Source organism: Saccharopolyspora sp. NPDC000995, assembly GCF_053599315.1.
The window spans coordinates 1-15,716 of record NZ_JBSFLZ010000021.1 but is presented as its reverse complement, the minus strand read 5'-3'; the positions used below and the strand labels follow the sequence as shown (position 1 = coordinate 15,716).

Below are 15,716 nucleotides of genomic sequence, written 5' to 3'. Positions count from 1 at the left end.
GCGCAAGAATTGTTTTCCACTACGCCGCGTCCCGTAATTTTCGGCGGCCGGGAGCGTCGGGCGAATCCGGCGATGCGAAACGGTCCGGGCCCGCAGCGCGGGTCGATGACCCGGGTGGACGTCGTCCCCGGGATCATCGACGCCGGAGCCACGGGCCCGCCATTGCCGGCTACGACCGATCACACGAAGATGGCGTCCCCGTTGCCGCCGATGCCGCCACCACCAATGCCGTTACCACCGATACCGGGCCCACCAGGACCACCGTCACCGCCGCGGCCAGGGGCGCCGCCGTTACCCCCGTTACCCCCGTCACCGCCGCCCTGGCCACCACCGGTGCCACCGCCATCGCCGCCACCGCCGCCGTTGATGACGATCGGGTTCCAGCCACCACCCCACGGGAACGCCGACATGACCGTGCGCGCGGGCAGGAACTCCACACGCTGGCCATCGAGCTCCGCATGGCTCAACAGTCGGATTTCGTCGAACACTTATTTCCTCCTTCGTGACTGGGCCCGGAAGCCGCGCGAGGAGATCGATGCCGACAAGGTCCAAGTCCCCCAAGATCCCCATTCCAACGCCCCAGATTCGTTGGCATCGCGCACGCAGGTTAACGAGCACCTTCAATCCGCCGCATCTCGAAATTTTCCGTCAAACGCGTAATCACAGAGACGTCCCGTAATTTTCGGCGGCCGGGAGCGTCGGGCGACTCCGTTTCGGCCAAACCCGGCGATGCGAAACGGCCCAGCCCCTGCGCTATGCGGAGATCCGCGACGGAAGCGACACGCCGCCGAATACCGGATGAAGATCGACTCGGCCGGGCGCCGGGGTGAACAGAGCACGGCCACGATCACCCGACATCACTCTTTCGAATTCCAGGAACGCCAATCCCTCTGGCCTAAGCTCTGCGACTGTTTAGCCAGCAATGATCACAGCAGGTAAAGGAGTTGCGTCGATGAGTAACCGTCCACGCCGGGCCGTTCCCGCCGAGGTGCCGAGCACCGCGCACTCCGGCGGCAGTCACATCCCAGGAACGCGCTGGGCCGACCGGTGGCCGCTGCCGAGCGCCGCCATGCTCGCCGCGGCGTTCAGCCTCATCGCGGTCCAGCCGGCCGACGCCGCGGTGCCAACCTGCACCCGGACCCCCAACGGTTCCGGGGAGAACATCTACTGCAGCCGGGGTGTGCCGGCCGGGATGACGCTCGATGGCAGCGACGGTAACGACCGGATCGTGCTCAACGGGGCGTTGGCGGGCACCATCAACGCCGGCGGTGGCGACGACACGATCACCATCACCGGCCGCAGCGGCGGCGGCGGCGGCAAGGGCGGCAACGGATATCTCGGTGCCAGGAGCGGTGATCGAGGCGCCAACGGTGGCAAGAGCGGCGGTAGCACCGGCGGTACGGCCGGCCTGGACGGCCCCGACGCCAGGAGCAGCGCGAGGGCCGGCGGAAGCGCAGGTGTCGGGGGCCCGGGCGGCAGCGGCGCCCCTGCGGTGACTTCCACCGGCGTCATCAACGGCGGACCCGGGAACGACACGATCACCATCACCGGCGGCAGGGGCGGTACCGGCGGCGAAGGCGGCGACGGCGGTCCGGGCAGCACCAATCCCTCCGATGCGCGCGGTGGCGCGGGCGGCAACGGCGGTGCGGGCGGCATCGGCAACCTCGGCCGCATCTACCCCGGCGAAGGCAACAACAAGATCACCATCATTGGCGGCGACAACGGCGATGGCGGTACAGGCGGCAAGGGCGGCCCCGGCACGGCGGACACCCGCAGCGGAAACGGTGGTGCCGGGGGCAACGGCGGCGGTGGCCGCTATACCGACAACGGGAACGGCGGCGTCGGCAACGGCCCGACGGGCACGATCGTCAGCACTGGCAACGACGACATCACCGTGCAAGGCGGCAAGGGCGGCCGTGGCGGCACCGGTGGCAAGGGCGGCGATGGCGCGCCGAGCGCCAGCAGCTTCCGCATGGGCGTCGACGTGGAAGGCGACGGCGGGAACGGCGGCACCGGGGGCGGTGGCGGAGCCGCGAACACCGGCAACATCATGTCCCAGGACGCCGGCAGGGCCACTGTCGACGTCCTCGACGGCGTGGGCGGTGACGGCGGCAACGGCGGCGACGGTGGCGACGGCGACGGCATCGGGAGCACGCCCGGCCTCCAAGGCCAAGGCGGGCTGAACTCCATTGCGGACACCGGCGGCGTCGGTGGCACCGGCGGCCGCGGCGGCCACATCGGCACCACTGAGGATGCCCGGCGGAATCCCTGATGAGCGTCGCGAACCCGAACCAACCGTGGCGGCCCCGCGCTCCGCCGTCCCTTCCCCCGTTGGGTGGTCGATCGCCGGTCTGACCTCGGGACGATGCGCACACACCTCCACCAGCGGCGGAAATCCGTTTGCCCGTAAGGGTGAATCGGAATGCGTCAGGAGTTCGGTGCTTCTAAGTTCTGCCCGTGCGCCAGGAACGTGCCGCCGCGGCGCATCCAACGGGGTGGCCGAATTCCGGTTTTTCCCTGTGAATCCCCTCGAATTGCGAAGGAGTACGAGATGCCACAGACCTCTCGGTCGCTGAGCGCTGCCGAATTGGAGGACCAGCGCGTCGAGTTCCTCCCGGCGCGCACCGTCATGTCGACGTTCTGGCTTCCCTGGAGCGGCGACGACGTGCTGGCCCCGTACTACCCGCCCGCGCAAACCCACACCGGAACCGTGACCGGGGACGCCAATGTCACCACGACCGGTGACATCAACGGCGGCTCCGGCGGCACCGGCGGTGGCAACGGTGGTGGCCAGGGTGGCGGCAACGGCGGCAACGGCGGCAACGGCGGCATCGGCGGCGACGGCGGCGACGGCGGCGACGGCGGCGACGGCATCGGCGGCAACGGCTACGGCGGCCCCGGCTTCGGTGGCACCGGCGGCGGCAACCCCGGCTGACGTCGAGAGATGTGAGAAGTACGGCGTTCATGGCGAAGCATTGGCCGGCCGCTGAACGCTCCAAAGTCGGCGGGCGCGACCTCCTCCACCAGGGACGATGTCGCGCCCGTCGGCCATTTCCGGACCCGATGATCACCCTGGAGTCGCAATGGCCGCCCCGCACCAGGCCGGGTCGCCCCCGGCGGACGAGGACGTCTCGGACCTGGCGGTGCCAGCGCTCGTCCCGGGCACCGAGCTGATCGGCCGCTACCAAGGTTCCGGGCATCGCGAAGCGCCGTACCTGGTCCGCCGGCCCGATGGTCAGATCTTGCAGCTGTCGCACCTGCTGTACCTGGTGGCGGCGGGGCTCGACGGGCGGCGCAGCTTCGCCGAACTCGCGGCGCGCCTCAGCGACGAATCGGGCCGCGGCGTCACCCCGGGGCAGGTGTTCTTCCTCGTCGAGAACAGGTTGCGGCTCGCCGGGATCGTGGCGGCCGACTCCGAGACCGACCGTCCGCCGGAGGCGGCGCCGAAGGGGCGGGATCGGTTGCTGGCGTTGAAGTTCCGCGTCGCGCTGGTGCCCGAACACACCGTTGCGATCATCGCGCGCGTGTTCCAGCCGCTGTTCTGGCCGCCGGTGGTGGTCGTCGTCCTGGTGGCTTTCGTCGTCGCCGACGTCTTGTTGGCCGTGCAGGGCGGCGCCGAGCAGGTGGTCGCGGGCGCGAAGGACCTGCTGAACCGGCCGGAGCAGATCCTGCTGGTGGTGGGCGTGCTGATCGTCGCCGGGGTGTTCCACGAGTGCGGCCACGTCGCCGCCTGCCGGTACGGTGGCGCGCGTCCGGGCGCGATGGGCGTGGGCATCTACCTGGTGTGGCCCGCGATGTACAGCACGGTCACCGATTCCTACCGCCTCAGCCGCACCGGTCGGCTGCGCACCGATCTTGGCGGTCTCTATTTCAACGTGATCGCCATGCTCGTCATGATCGTCGCCTACGCGCAGACCAGCTTCCCGTGGCTGCTGGCCGCCCTGCTGGCGTGGCAGGCGACGAGCGTCTGGCAACTGCTGCCGTCGATCCGCTTCGACGGCTATTACATCCTGAGCGATCTGGTAGGTGTTCCCGACCTGTTCGACCGGATGGGGCCGACCCTGCGCAGCCTGCTGCCGGGCCGCCGCCCGCACCCGCGCGTGCAGGAGTTGAAGCCGTGGGTGCGCCGGGTGATCACGGTCTGGGTGGTTCTGGTGATCCCGTTCATGGCGTACTGGATCGTCGCGTTCCTGGTCCTCGCGCCGTACGTGCTGCCGACCGTGTGGCAGGCGCTGGTTCTGCAGTGCAACGGCGTGGGCAGCTCGATCCAGGCAGGCGACGCCGCCGGAGCCGTGGTCGGCGTGCTCCGGCTGGCCCTGCTGGTGCTGCCCTGGGCGGGCATTACCCTGGTCCTCACCAACCTGGTGCGACAGTTCGTCCGATTTCTCCGCAAATGGCGGGCCCGCCGCGCACTAGAACCGAGGTAGCGTCGCTTCTCCGTATACCCGCGGTGATCGCGTGGTCACAATGCGCGAGGATCCGACACGCCGACGTGAGTGCCGACGTCGGGCGCGACCGGCGTCCGGCAGAATGCTCGGTCGGATCTGGCGAAGATCGCAGAGAAGGCGGAATCAGCATCGTGACGACTGTCCATCAGAAGATCGCCGAGGAACTCGGCGTCCGCGAGCGCCAGGTGCAGTCCGCCGTCGAGCTTCTCGACGGCGGGGCGACTGTGCCGTTCATCGCGCGCTACCGAAAGGAAGCGACCGGGGCCCTCGACGACGCCCAGTTGCGCACGCTCGAAGAGCGGCTGCGCTACCTGCGCGAGCTCGAAGAGCGACGCACTACGGTGCTGGATTCCATCCGCTCGCAGGGCAAACTAACCGACGAGCTCGAGGTCCAGATCAACGCGGCGGACTCGAAGGCGCGGCTGGAGGACATCTACCTGCCGTACAAGCCCAAGCGCCGCACCAAGGCCCAGATCGCCATCGAGGCGGGCCTGGAACCGCTGGCCGAGCAGCTGCTGTCGGACCCCGGCAACGACCCGCAGGAGACCGCGGCCGGTTTCGTGGACGCCGAGAAGGGCGTCGCCGACACCCAGGCCGCGCTGGAGGGCGCACGCTCGATCCTGGTCGAGCGGTTCTCCGAGGACGCCGACCTTATCGGCGAGCTGCGCGAGCAAGTGTGGACGCGCGGCCGGATGGTCTCCAAGGTGCGCGAGGGCAAGGAAGAGGAAGGCGCGAAGTTCGCCGACTACTTCGACTTCTCCGAGGGGTTCGCGGACCTGCCGTCGCACCGCATCCTGGCGCTGTTCCGCGGCGAGAACGAAGAGGCCCTGGAGCTGTCGCTGGAACCCGACGACGGCGCGGAGCAGGTGGGCCCGACCGGCTACGAGCTGCGGATCGCGCAGCAGTTCGGCATCGCCGACAAGGGCCGCCCGGCCGACCGCTGGTTGTCCGATGTGGTCCGCTGGGCGTGGCGGACCCGCATCCTGACGCGGCTGAGCGTGGACATGCGGCTGCGGCTGCGGCAGAACGCCGAGGACGAGGCGGTCCGGGTGTTCGCGGCGAACCTGCGCGACCTGCTGCTGGCCGCGCCGGCCGGATCACGCGCCACGATGGGCCTGGACCCGGGCTACCGGACCGGCGTGAAGGTCGCGATCGTCGACGGCACCGGCAAGGTCGTCGCGACGGACACGATCTACCCGCACCAGCCGCAGCGGCAGTGGGACCAGGCGCTGGCAAAGCTCGCGACGCTGGCGAAGGCGCACCACGTAGACCTGATCGCGATCGGCAACGGCACGGCGTCGCGCGAGACGGACAAGCTGGCCGGCGACCTGATCAGCCAGAACCCGGACCTGAAGCTCACCAAGATCTCGGTGTCAGAGGCGGGCGCGTCGGTGTACTCGGCGTCGGCCTACGCGTCGCGTGAGCTGCCGGACCTGGATGTGTCGCTGCGCGGCGCGGTGTCGATCGCCCGGCGTCTGCAGGACCCGCTGGCGGAGCTGGTGAAGATCGACCCCAAGTCGATCGGCGTAGGACAGTACCAGCACGACGTTTCGGAGACGAAGCTGTCGCGTTCCCTGGATGCGGTGGTCGAGGACTGCGTGAACGCGGTCGGCGTGGACGTGAACACGGCGTCGGCGCCGCTGCTGACCCGGGTGTCTGGCATCAGCGAGGGGTTGGCGGACAACATCGTCCACCACCGCGACAGCAACGGCCCGTTCCGGACCCGCACGGCGCTCAAGGAGGTGGCGCGGTTGGGGCCGAAGGCGTTCGAGCAGTGCGCGGGCTTCCTGCGGATCCCGAACGGTGACGACCCGCTGGACTCGTCGGCGGTCCACCCGGAGGCTTACCCGGTGGTGCACCGCATCCTGGGCCGCACCGGAGGTGCGATCACCGGTCTGATAGGCAACGCCAAGGTGCTGAAGTCGTTGCGGCCGCAGGACTTCGTGGACGACAGCTTCGGTCTGCCGACGGTGACGGACATCCTCGCGGAGCTCGACAAGCCGGGCCGCGACCCGCGACCGGAGTTCAAGACGGCGACGTTCGCGGAGGGTGTCGAGAAGATCGCCGACCTGAAGCCGGGCATGACGCTGGAGGGCGTGGTCACGAACGTGGCGGCGTTTGGCGCGTTCGTGGACGTGGGTGTGCACCAGGACGGTCTGGTGCACGTCTCGGCGATGTCGAAGAACTTCGTCAACGACCCGCGCGACGTGGTGAAATCCGGAGACATCGTCCGCGTGAAGGTCCTCGACGTCGACATCCCGCGCAAGCGGATCTCGCTGACGCTGCGCCTGGACGACGAGCCGGGTGCCGATGGCCGCCAGGACCGCGACTCCGGCCGGGGCCAGGGCGGCGGCCGTGGTCAGGGCGACAGCGGCCGAAACGGCGGCGGCCGGGGCCAGGGCGGCGGCCAGGGGCGCGGAGGTCAAGGCGGCCAGGGTCGCGGCGGTCAAAGCCGTGGCGGCCAGGGGCGCGGCGGCCAGCGCGGTCAGCGCAACGACGCGCCCGCCGGATCGATGGCCGACGCCCTCCGCCGGGCGGGCTTCGGCAAATAGGCGCGTTTTAGCTGGTAACGGGGCCGTGAGTCTTTTGGGCTGCTATAGCTGCCCAAAAGACTTACGGCCCCGCGCCGTCAGCGCCCGAACCGCCCGCCCTTGACGGCGGTGACGAACGACTGCCACTGGTCAGCGGTGGTCGTGACGTACCCAGCAGCCCGATCCTTCGTGTCTCGAACCGCCGCGCCGTAGGTTGTTGGGGCGACCTCGACGCACGCGCTCACCTGCTGCGATCGCGAGGACTTGCGCCAGCTTCCTTCAATACGGCCGACTTCGACGCAGTTGTCGGTGTTGGCGCTGCGGCTCGACTTCCGCCAGTTGCTCGGATTGCCGTTCCGTAAGCTCATTTCGCAGTCTCCATCCTGCTAATGGCGTCCCTGATGAGGTCCGAGGACTCGCTCGTGCTCATCGCCTCGTCATCAACCTTATCCACGGCGTGTTCATACGCCGCTACTTCATCGAGCTCGTGCAGGAACAGCGCAGAGATGCGGTTCTCCAGCTGCACAACCGGAGTCCGGTCTCCAAATCGATCAAGAGAGAACGGTCCTTCCAGACCCGGATGCCATCCACTGCTCATCGGGATGACTCGCAGGTCCACGTTCGCCATCTCGCTGTACTTCAACAGCGTGCGGAGCTGATCCGCCATGACAGCACTACCGCCGACAAGTTGGTACAGCACCGATTCGCCGATAAACGCACGTAGCTCAGCCGCGTTGTTTCGGGTGATCGCTTCGCGACGCCCAAGCCGCACAGCTACCCGCATGTCAACTTCATCGTGAGGTACTTCGGCCGCAATCATGATCGCCCGCGCGTAGTCAGCGGTCTGCAGCAGTCCTGGAACCAGCAATGGCGACACGGTCGTGATGCTCGTGGCCTCGCGCTCGATCTCCAGAAGCGCCGCCAACTGGCGGTGCTGATCGGGCATACCAACGGACAACCAGTGCGATCCGTCCGGATCTCGTGCCAGTTCAACGAGTTCCGCACGGAGCTCGGCGGATGCATCCACCTTTGCCAAATATGCGGCCACGTCTTCCGGCTTGGGCGAACGTGCTCCGTTTTCCCAGCGGGAGACAGTCGCGTGCGAGGTGCCGAGCTTCGCTGCGAGTTGCCGCAGTCCCAAGCCCGACTCTTCACGCGCTCGACGTAGTTCGGCGCCAAGCGCTCGCGCTTTCGGGGTGGTACCAGCCATGCACCACAGACTAACGGTGCATTACCGCAGTTGAAGATCCCTCGAAAGGTTAATTGCGGGTCACCCGGTTCCTCTTGTCCAATGTGTCACAGAACCACTGGTACCAGTGGAACCAATACCGACGAAGGGGGTCACGGATGTATCCGTTTCATTGGGTGCCCGCTGCGGGGCGGCGGCATGCGAGCTTGGACGAAAGGCCTTGTGGTTGCTCGTATCCGACCGGAACTCAGGTGACGACCTTGTGCCGCCAGGAGCTTTCGGCCGATAACAGCGAGTTGGCTTGGCTCTGGGAGACCTGCCCGGATTGCAACCGGGAGGCTCGACGGCTCGCCGGTGTCGGCCCGTGAGCCCGAAAACCGCCGCGCTGGCGGTGTTCCTGCGCCGAACCCAATGACTGCTCGACGACCTCGCGTTCCACGCGAGCGCAGGTCACCTCGACGCCGAGGACGTCGACAAGACCGCCGCGGCCCTGGAAGAAGTCGTCCACCTGCTGAGGGAAAACCGGCCGACCACGGCCGCTGGATCAGAAGGAACCGCCTGATGCCACCGCTGTGGACCGCCCTGTCCTGCATGCGCTCGATGATCCTCGGCATGACCGTGATGTACGCCTACCGCAGGCGCCTCCCGCAGCACACGGGAGCAGGAGAAGGCGCGACCAACGTCTGGCAACTGATCGAGCACATGGAAGCCGAAGCGACCAGAAACGCCACCCCGACCGGGAAACACCACCTGCGAGAACCCCCGGAACCAACCGAACCATCCGCAGTGGACACGATCCTGATCCCCGGCCCCCAGACACCCCCGCCCCTGGAACTCCACCACCGAGTCCTCGAAGCCCTGCACCGGTCCTAACCCCCAGAACCCGGCTCGATGCCGCTTCCCCCGACCCCAGGCATCGAGCCGAGCGGCCGGGCGGCGCACCGCCCCTCCCCGGCGCTGCCCGGCCGCACCTCCACCGAAAATCCACAATGGATGCTTTGACTCAGTATTACTAGCCGATCGACACCACGTTGCGGCCGGGCACATGTGCACCGGGAAAAGGGCGGCCAGGATCCGTGCCGCCTCGTCGTATTCGGACTCCTCGCCGCCTCGTCGCCATAGCAGTGCACCCTCCTCCACGGCGCGCCTGAGCGGCTCGCGACGCCCCAGAGAATTATGGGCCGGTCTGGACGAACTCTTCACCCTTCGCGAGGTCGACCACCAGCGTGTACCGGCTCATGGCGGTCTCGATCTGGTCCTCACCGGGGGAGTTCTTCCGGCCGCAGCCGTCGGTCGAGGTCTTTCTCGGTCAGCTCGACGTCCAGCAGCGTGACCAGCCGGTGCAGCGCGTAGCTGTGCCCGATGTGCTCATGCAGGTGCGATTCCAGTTTGCGGGCCTCCGCTTCGGTGGACCCGATGACCGGCACGATCCCCAGCACGATCTTGATGTCGTCAGGGTCTCGGCCGTGCTGTTAGCTTCGCGAACGCCCATGCGGATCGTGCGGTCAGGCGCCTTCGCCGGGCTTCTGAGCGGTCGCCAGCAGCTCCACCAGTCGGTCGCCGAGCACACCAGGGATGACCCGCTCCGCCGAGCGCGCCGCAGCCGCGTTGAGCGCCGACATCACAAGCGGCCGCAGACGTTGCAGCACCTCGGAATAGTACGGGATCTCGTCCTCGTTGGGCACCGGCCGGGTCAGCACGTGCTTGCGCACGACCTCGACGAGGACTTCGGCCACGTGGTCGATGTCCTTCTGTAGCTGCTCTGCGAGGTCCAGTACCTCGTTGAGCGGGACGCCGAGGCTGAACAGTTCGGCGCCGGCGGCCAGCAGCTGCGGGCTCGGCGAGACGAAGCTGCGTCCGCGCCGCTCTAGCAAGCCCAGTTCGACCGACCGCTTAATGTTCGACGGGGAGAACTGCTTGCCGAACTTCTTGCGCAACTCGCCCACCGTGACGGCGCGCGGCTTCTCCTCCGCCCAGGACGCGCCGACGACCTCCTCCAGCCCGAGCACCTCGCCGAGGCTGCGCCCGGACTCCCACGCCGCGATCATCTCCTTGATCTGCGCGAACGCGTACCCGCGCTCCAGCATGTTGATGATCAACCGCAGTCGCACCAGGTGGGCGTCGGAGTAGATCGCTGTCCGCCCTTCCCGGCGAGGCGGCGGCAACAGCTCCCGGTCCTGGTAGACGCGCACGTTGCGCACCGTCGTACCCGCAGCCCGAGCAAGATCGTCGATCCGGTATTCCGCCACCCGATGAAGTCTAGTTCGTGTGTTCGAGACCTGCCGGGACGCGGCCGCGCCCGTTCGCCACCCGAACGGGCCGACCTCCAACGGCGCGGTCGACAGGCGCCGAACCAGTGGTGACCAGTGCCGCGAGCGCCTGCGCGGCCGCGGTCGCCGGGGCCAGCGGAGGAGGTCCGGGTTACTCGATCCCAGGGGCCGCCAGCGGGGCCGTTCTGCGCGCAGGCGCTCGGGTTCGACCTCCGGCTGCCGCGGTGGTGGAGATGGACCAGGTTCCCGCGTCGCAGCGGGGTTCCGTGGAGCGCACGGCGGTTTCGTGTCCGGGACCGCGAAGACATCGTCGCAACGCTCGGCCAGTCCCGGCTCGTGGCGTTCCACCGGATGTCCCGGGCGGTCCGCAACGAGCTATACCGGTCGCTGCTGAAGGCCGTCGACGGGGCGTGAGCACGCAGCCGGGCTACGCAACGACCCGAAGCCCTCAGCACCTCCTGCAGGTCACGCGTGGTCGCCGTCGACGTAGAACCAGACCCCGCTCTCCTTGGCGAAGCGGCTGTTCTCGGTCAGCACTCCAGCGTTTCCCGCCAGGTGGTAGTGCGCCCGGAACCGCACAGTGCCCTCCGCGTCGAACGGTCCGCCGCCGATGCGGTCGAGGATTTCGAGGCGCTCCCAGCGCTGGTCGGGGTCGAGGCTCAGCTCGTCCGGCCTGGTCGAGGGATGCCACGACGCCAACAGGTAGGCGACGTCGCCGACCGCGAACGCGCTGAACCGCGAACGCATCAACTGCTCGGCCGTTGCCGCGCGGGTCTCACCGGTGTGCAGGCGGGCGCAGCACTCGGGGAACGGTTCACCGAGGCCGCAAGGGCATCGTTTGGCAGTGCTCACCCCATTAGCTTCTCATCACCGACACGTCCGGCTGCGATTCGTGGTGCTGCGATTCGTGGTGCCGCCCGCGTAGAGGGTCACCGTGGCGAACGCCGCGGTCGCGCCGGGCAGTCCGCCGCCGTCGCGTGCCGCAATTTCAATGGAAATCGGACATTCGATGTCAAGGGACCTTGCGAACCTCCTGCGTCTGGTCCCCAGTGCATCGGTTGCCACCGGCGTCACCTGCGAGAACGCCGGCGAGATCGACGAGCGCTACCTCGCCTTTGTTCGAATCGGCGGACCGCACGAGAGATCATCGGCTACGTCGCCGCTTCGGAAACGATCGCCAGAACCGGCCCCGCGCCGCGGCCGCAGGTGCCGGGCGCGGCGCGGTGGTTCCGGGCTTCAGTCCTGAGATTGCGCCTCAGTCTGGACCTGCGGCTCCGCCTCGGGCCGGGGCCCTGGCTTGGTCGGGGGCTCTGGCTGCTGCGGCGGCTTCGTCTGAGACTCGGGATCGGCCTGCGAGGAGGAACTGGTGTGTGCGGTTCCGTTCTGGGACTCACCGTCATGCGTGGACACGTCCAACACCGTCGCGTTGAGGATCTTGTCCAGTCCCGAGGGGCGCTCGGCCGCCGCAGCGGTGCCGACCGCTCCCAGCACAACCAGACCGCTGAGCAGCGCAGTGAAGAGTGGACGACGCATCGAAAACCTCCCTGTTGGTGGGGCATTGCCGTGGGAGACGCCATCACAACTCGATCATCACCGCCGATTGCATCACCGTGCCGTGCAACCGGTTCCCGAGTTCGGGGGACTAAGCGCCCGACAGGAGAGCAGTAGCCCGGTCGCCGGGGGATGTGCGACCGGGCCACTCACAGGTGGGTGCCTGGGGGGTGTCAGGCGTCCACCCGCTCTACCTCCCGTGATTCCGCAGCCTGCGCACCACGCTGCGGAAGCGCCCGGGAAGCGCCAGCCGCAGCAGAGCTGTCGGCCGAATGCACAAACCGACGCCGTCGAAGAACCCGCCGCGCAGGATCGGGGACGAGCCCCGGCGCTGGTCGGCGCTGCCCGCGCTGTCCGGGGGATCGCAGCACGGGTGACTGCGGCCAGCACACTAGGAAGGCGCACGGGGATCCGTATCCGTCGCGGTGTCGGAATGTGATTGAGATCATGCTGCCCGCACCGCACCTCGCTGTCGCCGTTAAGGACATAACGAAACTTTTGTCACTTTTGTAATCCGCTCCTCGCCCGGAATTTCCCGCCCTGACCTGCGAAGATGATGTGTCCGCGTGCGATCGTCGACACCGGGCGGTTAACGTTCGGGCCGCCGGTGGTGAGGAGGCAAGCGCGGTGTTGCGGGTGCAGGGGTCGTTGTCGCGGCAGTTGCTCGGGTGGCAGCTGCTGATCATCGTCCTGCTGCTCGCCTCGATGGCGGTGTTCTCCGTGGCCCAGACCGACTCGGCCTTCCGGGCCACCGAAGGCCGCAAGATGATGTCGGTCGCCGAGGACCTCGCCGCCACCTCGGGGGTCCGCGTCAGCCTCGCCGACCCCTACCGGCGGGACGCGCTGCCGATCTTCGCCGAGAGCACCCGCAACCTCTCCGGCGCCGACTACGTGATCATTACCGACGATCACGGCATCGTGCTCACCTCGCCGGACCCCGCACAGCGCGGGCAACCCCTGCCGCCCTCCGAGAGCACCGCGCTGACCGGCCGCTCGTGGGTCGGCGAGATGACCGTGGACGGCTCCGAATCGCTGGTCGCCCAGGTGCCGGTGATCTCCAACGACGCGCGAATCATCGGCGTGGTCGCGGCCGGCCGCAACCCCCCTGACCTGCTGCAGGGGCTGCGCCAGGCCCCGGAGAACCCGCTGTCGCTACTCGCCTTCGCCACAGTCCTCGGCATCGCCGGATCGGTGCTGCTCGCCCGGCGGGTGAAGCGGCAGACGCTGGGCCTGGAACCGCAGGAGATCACCCGGCTCGTCGAACACCGGGAGGCCCTGCTGCACGGCGTCCGGGAGGGCGTGCTGGGCGTCGACGAGCAGAACCGGATCACGCTGGTCAATGACCAGGCGCGCCGGCTGCTGTCGCTGTCCCCGGACTGCGTGGGAAGCAACATCGACTCGCTGGACCTCAACGACCGCGCCCGCGACGTACTCACCGGCCGCACCGACGGCGTGGACCAGATCGTGCTGCGCCGCGGCAAGGTCGTGGTGCTCAACCGGATGCCGATCTCCTCGGTCGGCGCCGTGGTGACCATGCGGGACCGCACCGAACTCGTCGACCTGCAACGAGAGCTCGCGGTGCACCGGGACACCACTGACACCCTGCGCGCCCAGGCGCACGAGTTCAGCAATCGGCTGCACATCATCTCCGGGCTGATCGAACTGGGCGAGTACGACGAACTTCAGCGCTACGTGCACCGGATCAGCCACACCCGCGAGCAGTGGCACGCCGAAGTCACCGCGCGGATCCACGACGCGGCCGTCGCCGCGCTGCTGATCGCCAAGGCCAGCCTCGCCGCCGAACGCGGCGTCGGCCTGCGACTGCACGAAGGCAGTTACCTGCCCGAGATCGACGAGGAGCTTTCCGCCGACCTCGCCACCGTGCTGGGCAACCTGATCGACAACGCGCTGGATGCTCTGGAAGGAGCCTCGGTGGGCGCGGACCGCTGGATCGAGATCGACCTGCGCCGCACCGACGAGGTCACCGCGGTGGTGCGGGATTCCGGGCCCGGGGTGGCCGCGGAGATCGTCGAGGAAGTGTTCCGGCACGGTTTCACCACCAAGGCCGCGCGCGGCGGCGAACGCGGCCTGGGCCTGGCGCTGACCAGACAGATCTGTCATCGTCGCGGCGGTTCGGTGGAGGTGCACAACGCGCACGGCGCGGTGTTCACCGCGCGATTGCCGCTGGAAGGGCCGAGAGCGTGATCAAGGTATTGGTGGTGGATGACGACTTCATGGTCGCCAAGATCCACAGTGGATATGTAGCTCGGGTCGATGGGTTCGAGGTCGTCGGGGTAGTTAACACCGGGGCCGAAGCGATCCGCGCCGTCGACGAGCTTCGCCCGGAACTCGTGCTGCTGGACATCTATCTGCCCGACATGGACGGCCTATCGGTGCTGCGGCAACTGCGCGCGAGCACCGAGCGGCCCTCCCCCGACCCCGACGTCATCATGATCACGGCGGCCCGCGACCTGGACACCGTGCGCGGCGCGATCCGCGGCGGCGCGCTGCACTACCTGATCAAGCCGTTCAGCTACGAGGCTCTGCGTGACCAACTGGAGAACTTCCGTTCGCTGCACCAGAAACTCAGCGAGTTGCCACGCGATTCCCCGGCCGCGCAGCAGGACATCGACCAACTCTTCGGCACCCGTAGCCGCCCCACGGCGCCACCGCCGAAGGGGTTGGCCACCGAGACAGCGGAAATCGTCGAGCGCATCCTGCGCGAGACGACAGCGGGGGGCGACGACGTGTCGGCGACGGAATGCGCCGACGCCGCCGGGGTTTCACGCGTCAGCGCGCGCAAGTATCTGGAACACTTCGTGACCTCGGGCCGCGCCGAGGTCCGCCTCCGCTACGGCGGCACCGGCCGCCCGGAACGCCGCTACCGCTGGACGCGCTGACCGGCCGCGCGAAACGCCCGGGCGGGTCCGTCACCAGTTTCAGTTGAAACTGCCACCCACCGAAGAGTCGGTGCAGTTTCGATTTTTCAATGAAACTGTCCACAGAAAGTGCAGTGCGAGTTGCAATGAGCCCTTTCATCCTGGCCGATCCGCAGCCTCGACGCTGAAAGCCCCACGACACGGGGCTGCCGCAAGTGGCGCAGGATTCTAGGTCGATGTCGTCAAACTCCCTACTCCCAAAGGATTTCATGTGTTACCCCGCCGCCGGGTAGTGGAGCGCACCCTGGGCTGGCTGATGCAACACCGCCGACTCGTAGGCGACTACGAGGCCCTGCCCCGGCCTTCACCCACGATGGCCTTCTAAGTGGCCTGTCGGTGCGGGGCAGATCTGACGGGGGCGTTGTTGGCCCGTGATCGTAACGGCTCCGACCGTAGCGCTATTCACAGTTGGATGATTTTCCAGAACCGGCCGCTGGGCGGCCCGGATGCACGACCGGGGCCGTGAGTCTCTTGCGCTGCTATGGCTGTTCAAAAACTCACGGACCCGGAACCGGTGAAACCGCCTCGCAGTACTGCCTTCCGTCAGGCGTTGGGGAGACGGAGGCCGTTGTAACCGGCGCGGGCGTCGGCGAAGCGCGCGGCGACCTCGTCCCAGTCGACCACGTTCCACAGGTGCTTGACGTAGTCGGCCTTCACGTTGCGGTACTGCAGGTAGTACGCGTGCTCCCAGATGTCGAACACCAGCAGCGGGGTCGTGGCGATCGACAGGTTCGAGTGGTGGTCCCGCAACTGCTGAGTGATCAACCGCTGACCCACCGGGTCCCAGG

General features: G+C 68.1%; 17 protein-coding genes. 9 read left to right on the top strand and 8 right to left on the bottom strand.

Features of this window, described 5'->3' with window-relative positions; translation table 11 throughout:
- Nucleotides 1-179: 179 nt before the first annotated feature.
- A complete protein-coding gene (locus ACWDKQ_RS10155; protein ID WP_450138417.1) occupies nucleotides 180-488 on the bottom strand; it encodes a hypothetical protein in 309 nt (102 codons plus the stop codon).
- A 464-nt stretch (nucleotides 489-952) separates the two neighbouring features.
- Here ACWDKQ_RS10155 and ACWDKQ_RS10150 point away from each other — a divergent pair, with 464 nt between their 5' ends.
- From ACWDKQ_RS10150 to ACWDKQ_RS10135, 4 genes are all read left to right on the top strand, one after another.
- Nucleotides 953-2,272, top strand: coding sequence for a hypothetical protein (locus ACWDKQ_RS10150; RefSeq protein WP_450138416.1), 1,320 nt, complete (start codon nucleotides 953-955; stop codon nucleotides 2,270-2,272).
- A gap of 279 nt (nucleotides 2,273-2,551) precedes the next feature.
- Nucleotides 2,552-2,935: a hypothetical protein gene (locus ACWDKQ_RS10145; protein ID WP_450138415.1), complete on the top strand. Its 384-nt coding sequence runs from the start codon at nucleotides 2,552-2,554 to the stop codon at nucleotides 2,933-2,935.
- Nucleotides 2,936-3,083: 148 nt separating this feature from the next.
- Nucleotides 3,084-4,427: a hypothetical protein gene (locus tag ACWDKQ_RS10140; protein ID WP_450138414.1), complete on the top strand. Its 1,344-nt coding sequence runs from the start codon at nucleotides 3,084-3,086 to the stop codon at nucleotides 4,425-4,427.
- A 149-nt stretch (nucleotides 4,428-4,576) separates the two neighbouring features.
- Nucleotides 4,577-7,000: a Tex family protein gene (locus ACWDKQ_RS10135; RefSeq protein ID WP_450138466.1), complete on the top strand. Its 2,424-nt coding sequence runs from the start codon at nucleotides 4,577-4,579 to the stop codon at nucleotides 6,998-7,000.
- Nucleotides 7,001-7,077: 77 nt separating this feature from the next.
- Here the strand turns inward: ACWDKQ_RS10135 and ACWDKQ_RS10130 are convergent, their stop codons facing one another.
- Together ACWDKQ_RS10130 and ACWDKQ_RS10125 are read right to left on the bottom strand one after the other, a co-directional pair.
- Nucleotides 7,078-7,347 carry a DUF397 domain-containing protein gene (locus ACWDKQ_RS10130; protein ID WP_450138413.1) on the bottom strand — a complete coding sequence of 90 codons (270 nt, stop codon included), beginning with the start codon at nucleotides 7,345-7,347 and terminating at the stop codon, nucleotides 7,078-7,080.
- Nucleotides 7,344-8,189 (bottom strand): helix-turn-helix domain-containing protein, encoded by an 846-nt coding sequence (locus ACWDKQ_RS10125; RefSeq protein WP_450138412.1) that lies wholly within the window; start codon nucleotides 8,187-8,189, stop codon nucleotides 7,344-7,346. Before ACWDKQ_RS10125 ends, ACWDKQ_RS10130 begins: the two co-directional genes overlap by 4 nt.
- A gap of 137 nt (nucleotides 8,190-8,326) precedes the next feature.
- On the opposite strand from ACWDKQ_RS10125, the gene ACWDKQ_RS10120 reads away from it, so the two are divergent.
- Nucleotides 8,327-8,536 carry a zinc finger protein gene (locus tag ACWDKQ_RS10120; RefSeq protein ID WP_168587537.1) on the top strand — a complete coding sequence of 70 codons (210 nt, stop codon included), beginning with the start codon at nucleotides 8,327-8,329 and terminating at the stop codon, nucleotides 8,534-8,536.
- Between the two features lie 193 nt (nucleotides 8,537-8,729).
- Nucleotides 8,730-9,041: a hypothetical protein gene (locus ACWDKQ_RS10115; protein ID WP_450138411.1), complete on the top strand. Its 312-nt coding sequence runs from the start codon at nucleotides 8,730-8,732 to the stop codon at nucleotides 9,039-9,041.
- 386 nt (nucleotides 9,042-9,427) lie between these two features.
- On the opposite strand, the gene ACWDKQ_RS10110 is transcribed toward ACWDKQ_RS10115, so the two are convergent.
- Together ACWDKQ_RS10110 and ACWDKQ_RS10105 are read right to left on the bottom strand one after the other, a co-directional pair.
- Nucleotides 9,428-9,607: a hypothetical protein gene (locus ACWDKQ_RS10110; RefSeq protein WP_450138410.1), complete on the bottom strand. Its 180-nt coding sequence runs from the start codon at nucleotides 9,605-9,607 to the stop codon at nucleotides 9,428-9,430.
- Nucleotides 9,608-9,673: 66 nt separating this feature from the next.
- On the bottom strand, nucleotides 9,674-10,417 hold the full coding sequence (locus ACWDKQ_RS10105) for a MerR family transcriptional regulator (protein WP_450138409.1): 744 nt from the start codon (nucleotides 10,415-10,417) through the stop codon (nucleotides 9,674-9,676).
- Nucleotides 10,418-10,534: 117 nt separating this feature from the next.
- On the opposite strand from ACWDKQ_RS10105, the gene ACWDKQ_RS10100 reads away from it, so the two are divergent.
- The gene (locus ACWDKQ_RS10100) at nucleotides 10,535-10,852 is read left to right on the top strand and encodes a hypothetical protein (RefSeq protein WP_450138408.1); all 318 of its coding nucleotides are present in this window, start codon (nucleotides 10,535-10,537) and stop codon (nucleotides 10,850-10,852) included.
- A gap of 51 nt (nucleotides 10,853-10,903) precedes the next feature.
- Here the strand turns inward: ACWDKQ_RS10100 and ACWDKQ_RS10095 are convergent, their stop codons facing one another.
- Both ACWDKQ_RS10095 and ACWDKQ_RS10090 read right to left on the bottom strand, forming a co-directional pair.
- On the bottom strand, nucleotides 10,904-11,290 hold the full coding sequence (locus tag ACWDKQ_RS10095) for a YchJ family protein (protein ID WP_450138407.1): 387 nt from the start codon (nucleotides 11,288-11,290) through the stop codon (nucleotides 10,904-10,906).
- A 384-nt stretch (nucleotides 11,291-11,674) separates the two neighbouring features.
- Entirely contained in the window at nucleotides 11,675-11,971 is a 297-nt protein-coding gene (locus ACWDKQ_RS10090) for a hypothetical protein (protein ID WP_450138406.1), read from the bottom strand.
- A 648-nt stretch (nucleotides 11,972-12,619) separates the two neighbouring features.
- On the opposite strand from ACWDKQ_RS10090, the gene ACWDKQ_RS10085 reads away from it, so the two are divergent.
- Nucleotides 12,620-14,194 carry a sensor histidine kinase gene (locus ACWDKQ_RS10085; RefSeq protein WP_450138465.1) on the top strand — a complete coding sequence of 525 codons (1,575 nt, stop codon included), beginning with the start codon at nucleotides 12,620-12,622 and terminating at the stop codon, nucleotides 14,192-14,194.
- Nucleotides 14,191-14,889 carry a response regulator gene (locus ACWDKQ_RS10080; protein ID WP_450138405.1) on the top strand — a complete coding sequence of 233 codons (699 nt, stop codon included), beginning with the start codon at nucleotides 14,191-14,193 and terminating at the stop codon, nucleotides 14,887-14,889. The genes ACWDKQ_RS10085 and ACWDKQ_RS10080 overlap by 4 nt, the downstream gene beginning before the upstream one ends.
- A 582-nt stretch (nucleotides 14,890-15,471) precedes the next feature.
- On the opposite strand, the gene ACWDKQ_RS10075 is transcribed toward ACWDKQ_RS10080, so the two are convergent.
- Nucleotides 15,472-15,716 (bottom strand): Fe-Mn family superoxide dismutase (locus tag ACWDKQ_RS10075; RefSeq protein ID WP_450138404.1); only part of this gene is annotated, 245 nt, incomplete at its 5' end.

What these genes read in the sequence shown, in the direction of transcription:
- ACWDKQ_RS10150 (WP_450138416.1), top strand. Translation starts at nt 953, where the DNA reads ATGAGTAACCGTCCACGCCGGGCCGTTCCCGCCGAGGTGCCGAGCACC.
- ACWDKQ_RS10145 (WP_450138415.1), top strand. Translation starts at nt 2,552, where the DNA reads ATGCCACAGACCTCTCGGTCGCTGAGCGCTGCCGAATTGGAGGACCAG.
- ACWDKQ_RS10140 (WP_450138414.1), top strand. Translation starts at nt 3,084, where the DNA reads ATGGCCGCCCCGCACCAGGCCGGGTCGCCCCCGGCGGACGAGGACGTC.
- ACWDKQ_RS10130 (WP_450138413.1), bottom strand. Translation starts at nt 7,347, where the DNA reads ATGAGCTTACGGAACGGCAATCCGAGCAACTGGCGGAAGTCGAGCCGC.
- ACWDKQ_RS10125 (WP_450138412.1), bottom strand. Translation starts at nt 8,189, where the DNA reads ATGGCTGGTACCACCCCGAAAGCGCGAGCGCTTGGCGCCGAACTACGT.
- ACWDKQ_RS10120 (WP_168587537.1), top strand. Translation starts at nt 8,327, where the DNA reads ATGTATCCGTTTCATTGGGTGCCCGCTGCGGGGCGGCGGCATGCGAGC.
- ACWDKQ_RS10115 (WP_450138411.1), top strand. Translation starts at nt 8,730, where the DNA reads ATGCCACCGCTGTGGACCGCCCTGTCCTGCATGCGCTCGATGATCCTC.
- ACWDKQ_RS10090 (WP_450138406.1), bottom strand. Translation starts at nt 11,971, where the DNA reads ATGCGTCGTCCACTCTTCACTGCGCTGCTCAGCGGTCTGGTTGTGCTG.